This window comes from Stenotrophomonas sp. TWI602 (genome assembly GCF_039674045.1).
Taxonomy (GTDB): Bacteria; Pseudomonadota; Gammaproteobacteria; order Xanthomonadales; family Xanthomonadaceae; genus Stenotrophomonas.
Genome location: NZ_JBDJMT010000002.1, coordinates 64,408 through 80,425, shown reverse-complemented (window position 1 = coordinate 80,425; position 16,018 = coordinate 64,408). Strand labels below are relative to the sequence as shown.

Genomic DNA, 16,018 nt, shown 5'->3' with positions numbered 1-16,018 from the left:
CGGTCACGGAGGTGTCACGTTACACTCCGGTGTCCTGTTTTCCGTCCTGGTGTCTGCCGTGAATCCGATGCGCATGCTGCTGCTGTCGTCCTGCCTGTTCGTGGGCGGCCTGGCCCACGCCGCCAATGACCTGCCCGGTGGCGGCATCGATCCCCAGGCCCTGTCGCGGCATGTCCGCATCCTGGCCTCGGACGCGTTCGAAGGCCGCGCGCCGGCCACGCCGGGTGAAGAGCGCACCGTCCAGTACCTGATCGAAGAGTTCAAGACGTACGGCCTGCAGCCCGGCGGCGTCGACGGCAGCTGGGTGCAGCCGGTGCCGATGGTGCGTGCGCAGGTCGATGGCCCGGTGCGTGCGCAGCTGCGCCAGAAGGGCAAGCAGCGCGCCCTGGTCAATGGCGAAGACGTGACCCTGCAGAGCCTGCGTCCGCAGGATGCGGTGGCGATCAAGAACGCTCCGCTGGTGTTCGTGGGCTACGGCATCGATGCGCCCGAGCGCCACTGGAACGATTACAAGGACGTCGATCTGCACGGCAAGATCGCGGTGGTGCTGATCAACGACGCCGATTTCGAGGCCGACCAGCCGGGCGCGTTCGATGGCAAGGCGGTGACCTATTACGGCCGCTGGACCTACAAATTCGAAGAGGCCGCGCGCCGCGGTGCGCAGGGCGTGCTGATCGTGCACGAGACCGCGCCGGCCGCGTATGGCTGGGCCACGGTGAAGAGTTCGGGCACCTCGCCGCTGTTCGATATCGAACGCACCCGCGAGCAGGCCCTGGCCCAGCACGTGCCGGTGCGCGGCTGGATGCAGCGCAGCCTGGCCGAGCAGCTGTTCCGCGATGCGGGCCTGGATTTCGAGGCCGAGAAGCGCCGTGCGATGACCCCGGCCTTCAAGCCGGTCGCGCTGGGCGATGCGCAGCTCTCGGTGGACTTCAAGCTCAAGCGCGAGCAGGTGATCACCCGCAACGTGGTGGCCAAGCTGCCGGGCGGCGCGCATGCCGATGAAGCGGTGATCTTCTCCGCGCATTGGGATGCCTTCGGTATCGGCCAGCCTGATGCCAAGGGCGACCGCATCCGTCGCGGCGCGATCGACAACGCCACCGGCGTGGCCACCGTGCTCGAGCTGGGCCGCGTCTTCGCTGCCGGCCCGCAGCCGCAGCGCACGCTGTACTTCGTGGCGCTGACCGCCGAAGAGAAGGGCCTGCTCGGTGCCAGCTACTACGCCGCGCACCCGCTGGCCCCGCTGGACAAGACCGCCGCGGTGTTGAACATCGAGATGTTCAGCCCGGATGGCCCGACCCGCGATATCGCGTCGTGGGGCAAGGGCCGGGTGTCGCTGGAAGGCGACCTGGAGCGCGTGGCCAAGGCCCGTGGCCGCACCTATTCGCCGGATCCGAACCTGGAAGCGGGCTTCTTCTACCGCGCCGACCACTTCGCCTTCGCCCGCCTCGGCGTGCCGGCGATCACCATCGGGCCGGGGCTGGACATGCGTGAGGGCGGGATCGAGAAGGGCCGAGAGCTGCGCGATGCCTACTTCGCTGCCTGCTATCACCAGGCCTGCGATGCGTGGACCCCGAGCTGGGATCCGAGCGGCCACGCCGCCGATACCCTGCTGGTCTACGACCTGGGCGCAGAGCTGGCCAACAGCCGTCGCTGGCCGCAGTGGGAAGAAGGCTCCGAATTCCGCGCCGAGCGCGAGAAGAGCGAATCGGCGCGCCGTTGAGGCGTACCGTCGGCGGCGCTCAGCGCCGCCGCAACAGACGCCAGGCGCCCCAGCCGCTGGCCACGAGCGCGGCCAGGTAACAGGCGATCATCCAGCCGAACCGCGCCGGCTGGGTGTCGGCACTGGCGGCATGCCGGCCGAAACGCAGCTGCAGCGCGCTGTGCCCGCTGCCGAGGTCGGCCGCCAGTTGCAGGGCCAGGGCGACCATCACCGCCAGCAGCGCCAGGCCGAAACCGATACGCGGCCAGCGGGCCTGTGCCGATGGCCGACCCAGCACCCACGCCACGGTCGTGCCGGTGGCGAGCAGGGCAGCCCCCCATAACAATGCAGCGCCCGCAGGGGCGCTGATTGCATGAGCAGCGGTGCCGGCCTGGGCGAAGCCCGGGACCAGCATCGCGAGCATCCCCCCACCCCGCGCGATCGCGGGGTGGGCCGTGCCGCGGTTACTTGCGCGTGCCATCAAGCCAGTTCGGGCCCTTGTTGGTCAGGAAGAACATATAGACCACCAGCGAGACGGCGATGATCGCCGTGACGTATACCGCGAACATGCCGACCTGGCCGGTCTTCAGCGCGCCCTGGTACAGCAGCGGCGCGGTACCACCGAACAGCGAGTTGGCCATCGCATACCCAAAGCCCACGCCCAGTGCGCGCACATGGGTGGGGAACAGTTCGGCTTTGACCACGGCGTTGATCGAGGTGTAGCCGGTCAGGATCACGAAGCCGATGCCCAGCACCAGGAAGGCCATGAACGGATCGTGCTGGTTGGGCAGTTCAGTGATCAGGTACCAGCTGTACAGCACGCCGCCGATGCCGAAGAACACCAGCAGGCTCTTGCGCCCGACCATGTCCGACAGCCAGCCGCCGATCGGCTGCAGCACCATCAGGAAGGTCAGCACGCCGAGGTTGATCATCGTGCCGGTCATGACGTCATCGCCCGCGAATGCGCTCTGGATCATCTTCGGCCCGTTGACCGAATAGGTATAGAACGCGACGGTGCCGCCGGCGGTGATCAGGAAGCACAGCAGCAGCGGACGCCACTGGTTGACGAACAGCTCACGCATCGAGCCGGAGGCCTTGGCGCGGCCATCGCGTGCGGCTTCGATGGAATCGGTCTGCAGCGATTCGTCCATGCTCCGGCGCAGCCAGAACACCACGATCGCCGCGATGCCGCCGATGCCGAACGCCACGCGCCAGCCCCAGGCGGAGATCTCCGGCTTGTCCCAGAAGGTCAGCATGCCCAGCAGGGTCAGCTGCGCCAGCACGTGGCCACCGACCAGCGTGACGTAGTGGAACGAGGACAGGAAGCCGCGCCGGCCGGGGATGGCGGCCTCGGACATGTACGTCGCGCTGGTGCCGTACTCGCCGCCGGTGGCGAAGCCCTGCAGCAGGCGCGCGAACAGCAGGATCACCGCCGCCCAGATGCCGATCTGCGAGGCGGTCGGGGTGATCGCGATCAGGAACGAACAGGCGGCCATCACCGTGACCGACACCGTCAGCGCCAGCCGGCGGCCGTAGCGGTCGGCGAAGCGGCCGAAGTACCACGCGCCGATCGGGCGCATCAGGAAGGTGGCGGCGAAGATCGCCCACACGTACATCGTGGAGTTCTTGTCGGCGGCCGAGAAGAACTGGGATTCGAAGTAGACCGCGAAGACCGAGTAGACGTAGACGTCATACCACTCGACCAGATTGCCGGCCGAGCCTTTGAGGGTATTGGAGATGGAACGCCGCAGGGCGGCCCGGTCGGAAGGTGCCGCGGTGGCGGGGACGGATGTACTCATACAGGGTAGGGGGTCCTGGCGGGGAAGCGTGGATTGCTCTTGTTACCTTACCGCACGTCAAAAACGGGTGCGTGTCAGGCAGCACGAGGCGGCCCGGTGAAATCAGCGTGCCAGCACAAGGGGTGCCGCGCCATCGGCAACGGCCTAGAATTCGTGTTCCCCCGCACTGTGGTGGCCCATGGCCGTCCTACCCGAATCCCCGTCGGCCGCTCCCCGCAGCGGCCTGGTCGTCCTGGCGCTGCTGCTGGTGTACGTGGTCTGGGGGTCCACCTATCTCGGGATCCGGCTGGCGCTGGAGGGCGGCGCGCTGCCGCTGACGATGGTTTCCGGCGGCCGGTTCATCATCGCCGGCTCGCTGATGTACGCCGTGCTGCGCTGGCGTGGCTCGCCTGCCCCGACCCGGCGCCAGTGGCGCAACCTGGCGATCATGGGCCTGACCATGCTGGTGCTGGGCAACGGCATGGTGGTGCTGGCCGAGCGCACGGTGTCCTCGGGCCTGGCCGCGACCGCCGTGGCCTCGGTGCCGCTGTGGATGGCCCTGTTCGGCGCGATGCGCGGGCAGAACGCCAGCCGTGGCGAGTGGCTGGGCATCGCGATCGGCTTCCTCGGCGTGGTCTGGCTCAACGCCGGCAGCAGCCTGACCGCTACGCCGCAGGGGTTGATCCTGCTGCTGATCGCCCCGATCGGCTGGGCCTTCGGCTCGATCTGGGCGCGCGGCCTGGATCTGCCCAGCCCGTTCATGACCGCCGCCGGGCAGATGCTCTGCGGTGGCGCGATGCTGATCGTGCTCGGCCTGCTCAGTGGCGAACGCCCGACCACCTGGCCCAGCATGAATGGGTTGCTGGCGGTGGCCTACCTGTGCATGTTCGGTTCGATCGTCGCCTTCACCGCCTACGTGTGGCTGCTGCACAACGTGCGCCCGGCGCTGGTGGCCAGCTACGCCTACGTCAATCCGGTGATCGCGGTGATCCTGGGCGTGATCATCGGCAACGAGCATTTCGGCGGCCGTGACTTCCTCGCGATGGCGGTGATCCTGGCCGGCGTGGTGGTGCTGACCCTGGCCCGGACGCGCGCGAAGTGAGCCTGCCCGCCCAACACAGCCTGCAGGAACAACGCCGCGGGTTCGCGATCACTGCCTTCACCTTCACCCTGTGGGGCCTGGTGCCGGTCTACTGGCACCTGCTCAAGGCGGTCCCTTCGCAGCAGATCATCGCGCACCGCATCATCTGGAGCACGGTGCTGGTGGTGGCCTGGCTGCTGCTGAGCAACGGAGTGGGCTGGTGGAAGGCCATCGCCGCGCAGCCGCGCGCGCTGCCGACGCTGGCACTGAGCAGCGTGGCGATCGCGTTCAACTGGGGCCTGTACATCTGGGCGATCAACGCCGGGCACGTGATCGAGACCAGCCTGGGGTACTTCATCAACCCGCTGGTCAGCGTGGTGCTCGGCGTGGTGGTGCTCAAAGAGCGCCTGCGCCGCCTGCAGTGGCTCGCGGTGGGCTGCGCGGCCCTCGGTGTGGCATGGCTGACCCTCGATGCGGGAACGCCGCCCTGGATCGCGCTGGGGCTGGCCTGTTCGTTCGGCCTGTACGGACTGCTGCGCAAGATGATCTCGGTGGACCCGGTGGCCGGCCTCGGCGTGGAGAGTCTGTATCTGTTCCTGCCGGCGATCGGGTTCGCGCTGTGGAGCGAGAACGGGCACGGGGGCGGTTTCTTCAGCGGCTGGGGCTGGCGCAATGATGCGCTGTTGATCTTCGGCGGTGCGGTGACGGCGTTGCCGTTGATCGGCTTCGCGTACGGGGTGAAACGGATTCCGTTGTCGCTGGTCGGGATTCTGCAGTACATCGCGCCCAGTATCGGGTTGTTGTTGGGCGTGTTCTTTTTCCGCGAGCCGTTCGATACGGCCAAGGCGGTGGGCTTCGCGGCGATCTGGACCGGGTTGCTGCTGTTCATCGGCGACGGAGTGTGGCGGTCGCGGGTGGGTGGTGCGTTGAAGCGCTGAAGGCTGAAAGCCTGAAAGCCTGAGCCCTGGTTTGCCGGGGTGCGTGGCCAGGCGGGGTGTGGGTGGGTGCGCGGGACCCGCCGTGAACCCATCCATGGGGGCTCATATGCCGCCATCCATGGCGGCATATGGTCCCGCGCACCCACCCACACCCCGCCTCCGACAGTGGGCTGGTGGCCAAAGTCAAAGCGACAGGCGGCACGGCGCTGCGGCGCCATTGCTGCAGCGCCGAGCGTATTGATCCGGTGGAAGCAACGCCCGTCGAAGCGTAGCGAAGTCATAGCGCAGCCAAGACAGAGGGCGGCCAGGATAGAGCGCAGCCACGACAGAGCGTAGCCAAGCAGGTGGAGCGGAGTCTGTGAGGCAGAGCAAAGCAACGCTGAGCCCATCAAGCTGGGCGGATCAACGCTGAGCAGATGAAAGCCGCGCAGATCAAAGCCGGGCAGATCAAAAGCCGCAGCCGCGGTGCTGCTGTTCCATTGCGCACCAGCCCACTGTCAAAGGGTGGGCACGGGTGGGTTGGCGGGACCGTATGCCGCCATGGATGGCGGCATACGAGCTTACATGGACGTACTTGCAGCGGGTCCCGCGAACCCACCCGTGCCCGCCCCAACCAGCGCGACCGCAGCCCTACGCGCTTTTGCGCTTTTGCGCTGTTGCTCTGCTGTTGCGTCTCAACTCACACCTCCTGCAGTCTCGCGAGATCAAAAAAAAGACGGCGCCCGAAGGCGCCGTCTTACTTCCACTCAGCGGCTTGGAGAGAGTAAGCCGCAGATCAGAAAAGGGTGATCAGGCGAACCCGATCAGAAACGCTGCTGATACTTCATGTACATATAGCGGCCGATATCGAACCCACCGTAGTACGTGAAGCTGCTGTTCGGCTGGCTGTACATGATCGGACCCTGATGGTCGAACACATTGTTCAGGCCCATCGAGACCGTGCCATTCCACGGCAGCACATAACGCACCTGGATATCGTGGAACGTGTTCGAGCCCACCTTGTTGATGCCCTGGCGGCCCGTGTACGCCGAACTGAAGCCCGGATTGCTGCACTCGGTCGTGTACGCACAGTTCTCCTTCATGCTGGAGTAGTAACGCGCCGTCCAGCCGAGGCCGAAGTTGCCGTACTGATAGTCCAGATTGAGGTTCGAACGCACGCGGAAGTTGCCCTCCCAGCCCGTGTACTGATGCACCGGGGTGGTGTCGACGTTGTCGTTCTTGCGCTCCAGGTAGTCCACGTACGTAGTGTTCCAGGAGACCGCGAACTTGCCGATCGCCAGCTCCGGCAGACGGTAACGGACCGACAGGTCATAGCCGGCCGTTTCCTGGTAGCCCGCGTTCAACAGCGTGCGGTCCAGACCGTTGACCTGACCGATGGTGCGGCCCGACTTGGCACGGGTGAAGCGGTCGCATGCGGCATCCACACCCAGCACGTAGCACTGGTTGAGCATGTCCGTGGCCGACTCACCGACGATCACGTCGTTGATGCGGATCTTCCACCAGTCCAGGCTCAGGTCCAGGCCCGAGACGAACTCCGGGCTGTAGACCACGCCCACGGTCCAGGTCTTGGCGGTTTCCGGCTTCAGTGCGGCGTTGGAGCCCGAGCTGAAGTCCGTGCCACCCTGCTGGCCCGGTACCGTCGCGGCGGTGCCGTCAGCGGCGAGCTGGCGGAAGTTGGCCGGGACCCCGTTGGCCAGGCAGCGCGCCAGGACCTGCGGGTTGTTGGCAGCCGCGCCGAAGCTGGTGTCGCACGGATCGGTGTACGAATCGCGCGTGCTGGTGGTGCCGCCGTACAGATCTTCCACGGTCGGTGCACGGAAGCCGGTGCCGTAGGTGGCGCGCACCAGCAGGCTGTCGATCGGCTTCCACTTCAGGCCGAACTTGGTGTTCGTGGTCGAGCCGAAGTTGTTGTAGTCCGAATAGCGACCGGCCATGTCCAGCGACAGTTCACGCGCGAAGGCCATGTCGGCCAGCAGCGGGACCTGCAGTTCCAGGTAGACCTCGTTGAGCGAGTAATCGCCCTGGGTCGGCTGGCCGGTGGTGCCGGCGATCTGGCCCTTCTGGACCATCAGGTCCGGCGAGTAGCTGGCTTCTTCACTGCGGTGCTCCACGCCCAGTGCACCCAGGATGTCACCGGCCGGCAGGCTGAACAGCGAGCCGGAGATGTTGGCGCTGGCCACCTTGGTGGTGCTCTGCATCTTGTCGGTGAAGCGGGTGAACAGGAAGTCCTGCACGTCCTGGTTGCTCAGCGAGCCCGGGCCGGTATAGCCCATCGGGGCCAGCGGGTTCCACGGGGTGCAGCCGGCAATCACGTTGCCGACGCTACCGCAATGGGCGACGTTGTTGGCATCCAGGAACGACGGGCCGACCGACTGGTTCACGTTCGGCTGGTACATGCTGCCCGTGCCGATGCGCTCGCCTTCATTGCGGTTGTACATGTAGCTGACGTTCCAGTCCCAGTACCGCGAACCGGTCTCGAAGCTGCCTTCCAGGCCCAGGCTGGCGCGCTTGGTGGTCAGGTTGTTTTCGGTGCCGCGCGGCAGCTCTTCGGTGCGATGCGCGAAGGCAACGTCACGACCGAACGGGTTGAACGCGCTGTCCTTGGACAGCAGCGCACGCGAACCGGTGCTCTGGTACGGGTAGCCGGCCAGCTGCTTGCTGGACTCGCGCTCGCTGTACAGTGCATCGGCGACCAGGCGCAGGTCATCGGTGATCGAGAAGCCACCGTTGGCGAACACCGACTTGCGCTGCAGCCCGGTGACCAGGCTCATGTTGGTCTTGGTGTTGGCGTCGTTGGCCTTGTCCGCCGGCTTGAAATTGCCCAGCTGGGTCGGATCGCCGCCCGGGCCCACGCTGAGGTTCCTGCCATCCACGGTCGCGTAGCCCCACGGGGTGACGCCGCTCAGGCCGTCGCCGGTGTGGCGCGGGCCGTTCGGGTATGCGGTGAACGCACGCGCGCCGCCCAGGACCGGATCTTCGTCGGTGTACTCGCCACCCACGGTGACCCAGCCACGGTCGAAGGTCTTGCCGAAGGTCGCGCTGTAGGCGGTCTTCTGGCCGTCGCCTTCGCTGTACTGGCCGACGTAGGCGCTGACTTCGGCACCGTCGAAGTTCTTGCGGGTGATGATGTTGACCACGCCGGCAATGGCGTCCGAGCCGTACAGGGCCGAGGCACCGTCGGTCAGCACTTCCACGCGCTCCACGATCGAGGACGGGATCGAGGCCAGATCGGAGTAACCGCCAGCGCTGACGCCCATGCGGCGGCCGTCGATCAGCACCAGGCTGCGTTCCGGGCCCAGGTTGCGCAGGCTCACGTACATGCCGCCGAAGTCGCGACCCGATTCCAGCGAGGAGGCACGGCTCATGCTCGGCGAACCGGCGGCGGTGACGTCCTGCAGGATGTCGGCGACGTTGACGTAGCCCTTCTTCTCGATCTCGGCGCGGTTCAGCGCGACGACCGGCTGGGCCGATTCGACACTGGCCTGGCGGATGCGCGAGCCGGTGATCTCGATGCGATCCAGGTTGGTGGTGCCGTCATCGGCACTCTGTGCGAAGGCGGGGGCACTGCAGCTGGCGACAAGCGCGATGGCGATCGCGTTGCGCAGCGGATTGGTCTTCAAATACATCCGTGCGTTTCTCTTTCTCTGTAAAAACATTCGCCCGTTGGGGCGGCGTGGGGAACAACACACCACGACGTGGGGGGCGGGAGTCTAATGACTTTTCAAATTTTTTACTTTCATTTGAAAGCGTAAAAACCGCTGTAAATGAACGATGGCTGACAAAACCACGCATTCAGACGAAACCTTTTTCACATCGTCGTGCAGCGCGAAGACAACAGCACCCTCGCAGTGGGCCGAGGCAGCAATAGCGGCGACGTGCGAGGCAACTTGAGTGCGTGCGGCGTGTCGTCGCAGCGCGCGTACAGCTGCGCGATCGACAGCTAAACGTGCAGTGAACACGCACGCACAAAAAAAGAACCGCACTCTTGCAAGTGCGGTTCCAGACTTGGTATTTCGCGTGCGCGATCACGCGCACGCGCGTTGTTCAAACGTATCGCTCAGGTCTCGCGCAATGCCGTGGTGATCGGCAGCCGCGCCGCGCGCAGTGCCGGGAACAGGCCGCCGACCAGGCCGATGCCGAGTGCCCACTTCAGGCCCGTCCACAGCAGCTGCGGGGAAACCTGGAACTGGAACACCACCTGGCTGAAGTTGTTGCCCAGCGTGGAGACGGTGTAGTTGTTGAACACCAGCCACGCCACCAGCCCACCGAGCAGGCCGCCGAGCAGGGCCAGCAGCATCGTCTCCAGCATCACCGCGGTCACCACCGGCACGCCGCGGAATCCAATCGCGCGCATGGTGGCGATCTCGCGCGCGCGCGTGGCCACGGCCGCGTACATCGTGTTGAGCGCACCGAACACCGCGCCGATCGCCATGATCGCGCCGATCACCGTGCCCAGAATGCTGATCAGCTTGCTCAGGCCGCCGGACTGCTTGCGGTAGTAGTCACGGGTAGTTTCCACATCCAGCTTCAGGCGCGGGTCCGCCTCCATGGCGTCCTTGAACTGCTTGAAGCCCGCCGCCCCCTCGGTGCGCACGTTGACCGACTGATACGCACTGCGGTTGTAGGTGGTGGACAGCGTCTGCGTGTCCGACCACAGCTCCGACTCGTGCACATCGTTGGAGGCGAACACGCCCACCACGGTCCATTCCTGCTTGCCCAGCTGCAGGGTCTTGCCGATCTCCAGGCCCTCGAACTGTGCCTGCGCGCCCTTGCCGACCACGATTTCGCGCAGGCCGGGCTTGAACCTGCGGCCCGCGATGATGCGCACGTTGTCGCGCACCGCCCACGCCTGCTCGCCGACGCCACGGAACTGCACGTTGGTATCGCTGTGGTCGCTGCGCGAGAGCAGGCTGATCACCTGCGACAGCTCGGCGGAGATCAGCGGCTTGCCGTCGTTGCCACGGGCCACGCCGGGCAGGTTCTCGATCAACGGGACCTGGTCGCGCATGATCACCGAGTTGGTTTCCGCCTGCGAGCCGCCGCGCAGCACGATCGCCACGTCATCGCTGCCGCTGCGCTCCAGGGTGGCCTTGAAGCCATCGCCCATGGCCAGCATCGCCACCAGCACACCGACCACGCCGGCGATGCCGACCACGATCACCGAGGAGGCACCCCAGCGCTGCGGCAGGCTGGCGATGCCGATCCGTGCGACTGCCAGCGACAAGCGGCCATTGCGGGTAAGCACCAGCCACGCGGCCAGCAGCACGGCGATCGCCAGCACCATCCACCACGGCAGCACGATCCACACCACCAGGGCGACCAGCAGCGCTACCACGGTCACTACGTTCCACATCCAGTGCGTTTTCATGGTGGTCTCCTCAGCGCCCGGCCAATGCATCGACGATCTTCAACCGCTGCGCCCGCAATGCCGGCAGCAGGCCCACCACGATTCCGATCACCGCCATCAGGCACAGCGCCACCCCCCACGTCTGCGCTGGCACGCCGGGCAGGCTGATCATGCCCTGGCTGCTGGCGCTGATCACCGGCATCACGATCGAGGCCAGGCCCATGCCGATCAGCCCGCCGAGCACGATCAGCAGCACCGATTCGACCATCACCAGGACCAGCACGGTGCCATCCTTGAAGCCCAGCGTCTTGAGGATCGCCAGCTCCGGGATGCGCTCGCGCACGGCCTGGGCCATGGTGTTGCCGGTCAGCAGCACCAGGGTGAAGAACACCGCGGCCATGATGCCGGTGACGATCAGGCCGATATCGGCGAACTGTTTCGCGAAGGCCTGCGAGAACGAGGCCTCGGTCTGCGACTTGGTCTCATGATCGGAGTTCAGCGACAGCGCATCGATCGCCTGCGCCACGCGTGAGGCATGGGCAGGGTTCTCCAGTTGCACGGTATAGAAACTGACCTGGTTCTTGATGTAGTCGTTGGATTCATCGAAGTAGCTCCAGTGCAGCATCATCTGGTTCTCCGCACCGGCGTTGTTGCGGTCCCTGGCCCGGAAGATGCCGGTCAATTCCAGCGGCCAGTCGTTGCTGCCCTTGCGCGGGAAGATCGTGGCCTGCATCGGAATGGTGTCGCCCAGCTTCCAGCCGAAGCGCTTGGCCAGGGCTTCACCGACCAGGGCACCGGTGCGGGTGTTCTTGAATGCCTCGGCCTGCTCGGGCGGCAGCTCGAACTCCGGGTACAGGTCCATGTAGTTGTCCGAGACCGAGAAACTCGGGAAGAAGTTCTTCTGGTCCTGGTAGATGCCGCCGAACCACATGGCGTAGTTGACCTTGCGCACGCCCGGGGTGGCTTCGATATCGCGCAGCAGCCGCAGGGGCAGGCTCTGGGTGATCGAGAGCTTGGAGGAGACCACCAGCCGCTTGGCGCCTTCGATGGTGTCACCGCCGGAGTTGAACGCCACCCGGACCGAATCGAGCATGCCGAACAGCAGGAAGGCCGCCACCACCGACAACAACGTCAGCAGGGTGCGGGTCTTGCTGCGGAACAGCTGTGCCCAGACCAGCGAAAAGTATTTCATCGCCGCCTCCTCCGTCAGTGGGCCGCTGGCGCGTCGGCCAGTTCGCCCTTGTCCAGGTGCACCGTGTGCGTGGCGTACTCGGCGGCCTTGGGATCATGGGTGACCATGATGATGGTCTTGCCGTGCTCGCGGTTGAGCTGCTGCAGCAGCCCCAGGATCTCCTCGGCGGACTGGCGGTCCAGGTCACCGGTGGGCTCATCGCAGATCAGGAAGGTCGGGTCGGAAACGATCGCACGGGCGATCGCCACGCGCTGCTGCTGGCCACCGGAGAGTTCATTCGGGCGGTGGCTGCGGCGGTCGGCCAGGCCGACCAGGGTCAGCGCGATCTCGGCGTTGCGCTTGCGCTGCGCTGCGCCCAGGTGCGTGAGCAGCAGCGGCAGCTCCACATTCTTCTGGGCGGTCAGCATCGGCATCAGGTTGTAGAACTGGAACACGAAGCCGACGTGGTGGCTGCGCCAGGTCGAGAGCTGGCCGCCGCTCATGCGGTCGATGCGCTCGCCTTCGATCTCGATCTCGCCGGCGGTGGGCGTATCCAACCCACCGATCAGATTCAGCAGGGTCGTCTTGCCCGAGCCGGAGGGGCCCATCAACGCGACGAAATCGCCCGCCTGGATGTCCAGGTCGATGCCGTGCAGCACCTGCACTTTCTCGGGGCCGCGCTGGTAGGTCTTGGTGATGTTGCGGAGCGAAACCAGGGTGGACATGGGTGGTTCTCCGTGGATCGGGAAGAAAGGGCGTACGGCGCGCCCGGGCGAGGGCCGCCGGGTTCCGCGGTGACGGACAGCCGCCACCGTGCGCGCCGTGACGGCACGAGGGAATCGCACTTGCCGCGAGCGTGAGAGCGGCTCGCGTGACGCAGCTGCTGGCCCGTCAGGGGGTTTCGGTGACCTTGCTGCCGTCATGGAGCTCGGCCGGTGGGGTGGTTACCACGACCTCGCCGGCGCTCAGGCCTTGGGTGACCTGACGGTCGTTGTTGAGCGTGGTGCCCACGGTGATCGCGCGCTGTTCCACCCGCGCGTCGTCCTTGACCACGAAGGCGACGGTCTTCTGCTCGCGCTCCACGATCGCCGAAGCCGGCACGCGCACGCCCTGCGGCTTGGTCGCTTCGGCCGGTTGGGCGCTTTCCAGGAAGCTGACCCGCACGCCCATCTCGGGAACGATGCGCGGGTCCTTCGTCTTCAGCGCCACGCGCACTTTCACGGTGGCCTTGCCGCGGTCGGCGGTGGGAATGATCGCGATCACTTCGGCCGGAATCTTCCAGTCCGGGTAGGCATTGAGGGTGGCTTCGACCGGCATCTTCGGCTGCACGCGGCCGATGAAGGATTCGCCGACCTCGACTTCGATCTCCAGCGACTCCATGTCCACGATGGTGCCGATGCCGGTCCGGGTGAACCCGCCGCCCGCCGACAGCGGCGAGACGATTTCGCCAGGCTGCGCGGCCTTGGCGGTGACCACGCCAGAGAACGGCGCGCGCACGATGTTGTTGTCCACGCCGAGGTCGGCGATCGCCAGCGAATCACTGGCCACGGTGGTGTTGCGCTGGGCAGTACGCAGTTGCGCGCGCAGGTTGTCGCGCTGGGCGATGGCCAGGTCGTACTGCGAGCGCGAGACCAGCTGCTGGCCGACCAGTGCCTGCAGGCGGCCGGCTTCGGCATCGGCCTGGGCCACCTGGGCCTGGAGACCGGCGAGCTGGCTGCGCGCCGCCTCCAGCTGCGAGGCCGAGAGGCTGCGCTGGGCGTTGGCATCGATCGGGTCGAGCGTGGCCATCACCTGGCCCTCTTCCACGCGCATGCCTTCTTCGATCATCACCTCACGCACCTTGCCGGTGATCTTGGCCGAGACCGTGGCCATGCGCCGGGCGACCACATAGCCGCTGGCGTCGAGCACCGAGCTGCTGGCACCGCCCTGCTGGATCGCCACCACGGGCGCGGTGGTCACGGCGATCGGGCGCTCGCGACCGAGCACGAACCAGGCCAGGCCGGCCAACACAATGAGAAGGACGATCGCCAACACGATCCAGCGGCCGCGTCGCGAGGGCGACGGGGGCGGGGAACCGGCCTTGCGGTCGATGCGGAGTTCCTTGAGCAGTTCAGCGGATGCGTTCATCGTGAGTCTGGACGGGGAATCGGGCCGAGTGTGACCGCATCGGCGGCCGGGGGGCAAACCGGCACGGTGGCCGGGGTGGTGCACAGCATGCCCGGCGGCCTGCGGCGGCGGCAGTGACAGCTGTCACCCGCATGGGCTGACGACGGCCACTGGGGTGGCCGCGGCCGGCAGCAGAAGCTGTGGGTGTCCTCTCCGGGAGTCCGCCATGACTGAATCCACTGCCTCGCCACTGGCCTGTCTGCACGACGTCCAGGTCCACTACGGTGACGTCGCCGCCCTGCAGGGCGTGAGTTTCTCGCTGCACCGCGGTGAAGTGCTGGCCCTGCTCGGCCGCAACGGCGCCGGCAAGAGCACGGCCATTTCGCTGCTGCTGGGCCTGCGCCGCGCGGATGCGGGTCGGGTGGAGCTGCTCGGCGGCGACCCGCAGGATCGGGACCGTCGCGGCGGCATCGGGGTGATGCTGCAGGCCACCGCGTTGCCACCGGTGCTGCAGGTCCGGGAGCTGATTGATCTGGCGCGCACCTGTTACGTCGATCCGCGCTCACTGGCGGACTGCCTTGCACTGGCCGGGCTGACCGATCTTGCCCGGCGTCGCTACGGAACGCTGTCCGGCGGCCAGCAGCGCCGGGTGCAGTTCGCCATCGCGGTCTGCGGGCGGCCGCAGTTGCTGTTCCTCGATGAGCCGACCACCGGCCTGGACATCCAGGCACGGCAGCAGCTCTGGCAGGCGATCCGGCAGCTGGCGGCCGAGGGTCGCGGTGTGCTGCTGACGACGCATTACCTGGAAGAAGCCGAGGCGCTGGCCCAGCGCGTGGTGGTCATCGAACAGGGCCGGGTGCTGGCCGATGGTCCGCTGGCGCAGTTCCGCCAGCAGCTCGCGCCGCGTCGCATCCGCTGCCGCAGCGCACTGGACGTGGAGACGCTGAAGACCTGGCCGGGCGTGCGCGAGGCGGTGCGCGATGGCCTGCACCTGCAGCTGCTGGCCGAACCGGCCGAGCCGGTGGTCGCGCGGCTGCTCGCCGAAGATCCGCAGCTGCAGGAACTGGACGTGCATGGCGGCGGGCTGGCCGACGCCTTCGTTGAACTGACCCGGGAGGCCGCATGAACACCGTGACTGAAACCGTATCCGCCACGTCCGCCCGCGTGCCCGCGTGGCCGATCTACCGCGCCGAGATCGTGTGCGAACTGCGGCGTGCCTGGCGCTACCCGGGCTTCGTGCTGCCGTCGCTGCTGTTCCCGGTGTTGTTCTATTCTTTGTTCGGTGTGCTGCTCGGTCGCGGCCAGGCCTCGATCTATCTGCTGGCCACCTACTGCGTGTTCGGTGCAATGGCGCCGGCGCTGTTCGGCTTCGGCGTGCAGTTGGCGCTGGACCGCGAGGGCGGCCTGCTCACACTCAAGCGTGCACTGCCGATGCCACCGATGGCACCCCTGCTCGCGCGTCTGCTGATGGCCGTCCTGTTCGCGGTGCTGGTGGCGATGCTGCTCATGGCGGTGGCGATGGGCGCTGGTGTGTCTGTCACCCCTTGGGCCGCGCTTCATCTGCTGGCGGTGGCGGCGTTCGCGGCGCTGCCGCTGGGCGCGATCGGCCTGTTGATCGGCAGCCATGTCAGCGCCAACGCGGCGCCGGCGGTGGTCAACCTGGTCTATCTGCCGTTGGCGTTGTTGTCCGGGCTGTGGCTGCCGCTGTCGATGCTGCCACCGCTGTTCAGCGCCATGGCGCCGCTGTGGCCGACCTGGCATCTGGCCCAGCTGGCATTGCCGGCGGTCGGTCAGCCGGCGCAGGGCAGTGCCTGGGTCCACGTGGCCGTACTGCTTTGCATTACCGTCGTGGCGCTTGGGCTGTCACGGCGCCGCCTGCGGCGGATCGGCTGAAGTGG

Annotated in this window: 12 protein-coding genes; 5 read left to right on the top strand and 7 right to left on the bottom strand. The window is 66.8% G+C overall.

What is annotated here, in order from left to right; all coding sequences use genetic code 11:
• The first annotated feature begins 67 nt into the window (after positions 1-67).
• A complete protein-coding gene (locus ABE483_RS02995; RefSeq protein ID WP_346481178.1) occupies positions 68-1,720 on the top strand; it encodes a M28 family metallopeptidase in 1,653 nt (550 codons plus the stop codon).
• A 19-nt stretch (positions 1,721-1,739) separates the two neighbouring features.
• Here ABE483_RS02995 and ABE483_RS02990 read toward each other — a convergent pair whose 3' ends face one another.
• Both ABE483_RS02990 and ABE483_RS02985 read right to left on the bottom strand, forming a co-directional pair.
• Positions 1,740-2,180 (bottom strand): hypothetical protein, encoded by a 441-nt coding sequence (locus ABE483_RS02990; protein WP_346481087.1) that lies wholly within the window; start codon positions 2,178-2,180, stop codon positions 1,740-1,742.
• Positions 2,164-3,498 (bottom strand): MFS transporter, encoded by a 1,335-nt coding sequence (locus tag ABE483_RS02985; RefSeq protein WP_313208852.1) that lies wholly within the window; start codon positions 3,496-3,498, stop codon positions 2,164-2,166. The genes ABE483_RS02990 and ABE483_RS02985 overlap by 17 nt, the downstream gene beginning before the upstream one ends.
• A gap of 178 nt (positions 3,499-3,676) precedes the next feature.
• Here ABE483_RS02985 and yedA point away from each other — a divergent pair, with 178 nt between their 5' ends.
• A complete protein-coding gene (yedA, locus tag ABE483_RS02980) occupies positions 3,677-4,579 on the top strand; it encodes a drug/metabolite exporter YedA (protein WP_313219912.1) in 903 nt (300 codons plus the stop codon).
• The gene (gene rarD, locus ABE483_RS02975; RefSeq protein ID WP_313219913.1) at positions 4,576-5,496 is read left to right on the top strand and encodes an EamA family transporter RarD; all 921 of its coding nucleotides are present in this window, start codon (positions 4,576-4,578) and stop codon (positions 5,494-5,496) included. Before yedA ends, rarD begins: the two co-directional genes overlap by 4 nt.
• 803 nt (positions 5,497-6,299) lie before the next feature.
• On the opposite strand, the gene ABE483_RS02970 is transcribed toward rarD, so the two are convergent.
• From ABE483_RS02970 to ABE483_RS02950, 5 genes are all read right to left on the bottom strand, one after another.
• Entirely contained in the window at positions 6,300-9,122 is a 2,823-nt protein-coding gene (locus tag ABE483_RS02970; protein ID WP_346481086.1) for a TonB-dependent receptor, read from the bottom strand.
• 431 nt (positions 9,123-9,553) lie between these two features.
• Positions 9,554-10,864: an ABC transporter permease gene (locus tag ABE483_RS02965; protein WP_346481085.1), complete on the bottom strand. Its 1,311-nt coding sequence runs from the start codon at positions 10,862-10,864 to the stop codon at positions 9,554-9,556.
• Between the two features lie 10 nt (positions 10,865-10,874).
• Positions 10,875-12,035 carry an FtsX-like permease family protein gene (locus ABE483_RS02960; RefSeq protein WP_313208847.1) on the bottom strand — a complete coding sequence of 387 codons (1,161 nt, stop codon included), beginning with the start codon at positions 12,033-12,035 and terminating at the stop codon, positions 10,875-10,877.
• 14 nt (positions 12,036-12,049) lie between these two features.
• Positions 12,050-12,739: an ABC transporter ATP-binding protein gene (locus tag ABE483_RS02955; RefSeq protein WP_102788867.1), complete on the bottom strand. Its 690-nt coding sequence runs from the start codon at positions 12,737-12,739 to the stop codon at positions 12,050-12,052.
• 166 nt (positions 12,740-12,905) lie between these two features.
• Positions 12,906-14,141, bottom strand: coding sequence for an efflux RND transporter periplasmic adaptor subunit (locus ABE483_RS02950; RefSeq protein ID WP_346481084.1), 1,236 nt, complete (start codon positions 14,139-14,141; stop codon positions 12,906-12,908).
• 205 nt (positions 14,142-14,346) lie between these two features.
• On the opposite strand from ABE483_RS02950, the gene ABE483_RS02945 reads away from it, so the two are divergent.
• Both ABE483_RS02945 and ABE483_RS02940 read left to right on the top strand, forming a co-directional pair.
• Positions 14,347-15,246, top strand: a complete 900-nt coding sequence (locus ABE483_RS02945) for an ABC transporter ATP-binding protein (RefSeq protein ID WP_346481083.1) — start codon at positions 14,347-14,349, stop codon at positions 15,244-15,246.
• Entirely contained in the window at positions 15,243-16,013 is a 771-nt protein-coding gene (locus ABE483_RS02940; RefSeq protein ID WP_346481082.1) for an ABC transporter permease, read from the top strand. Before ABE483_RS02945 ends, ABE483_RS02940 begins: the two co-directional genes overlap by 4 nt.
• The last annotated feature ends 5 nt before the right edge of the window (positions 16,014-16,018 follow it).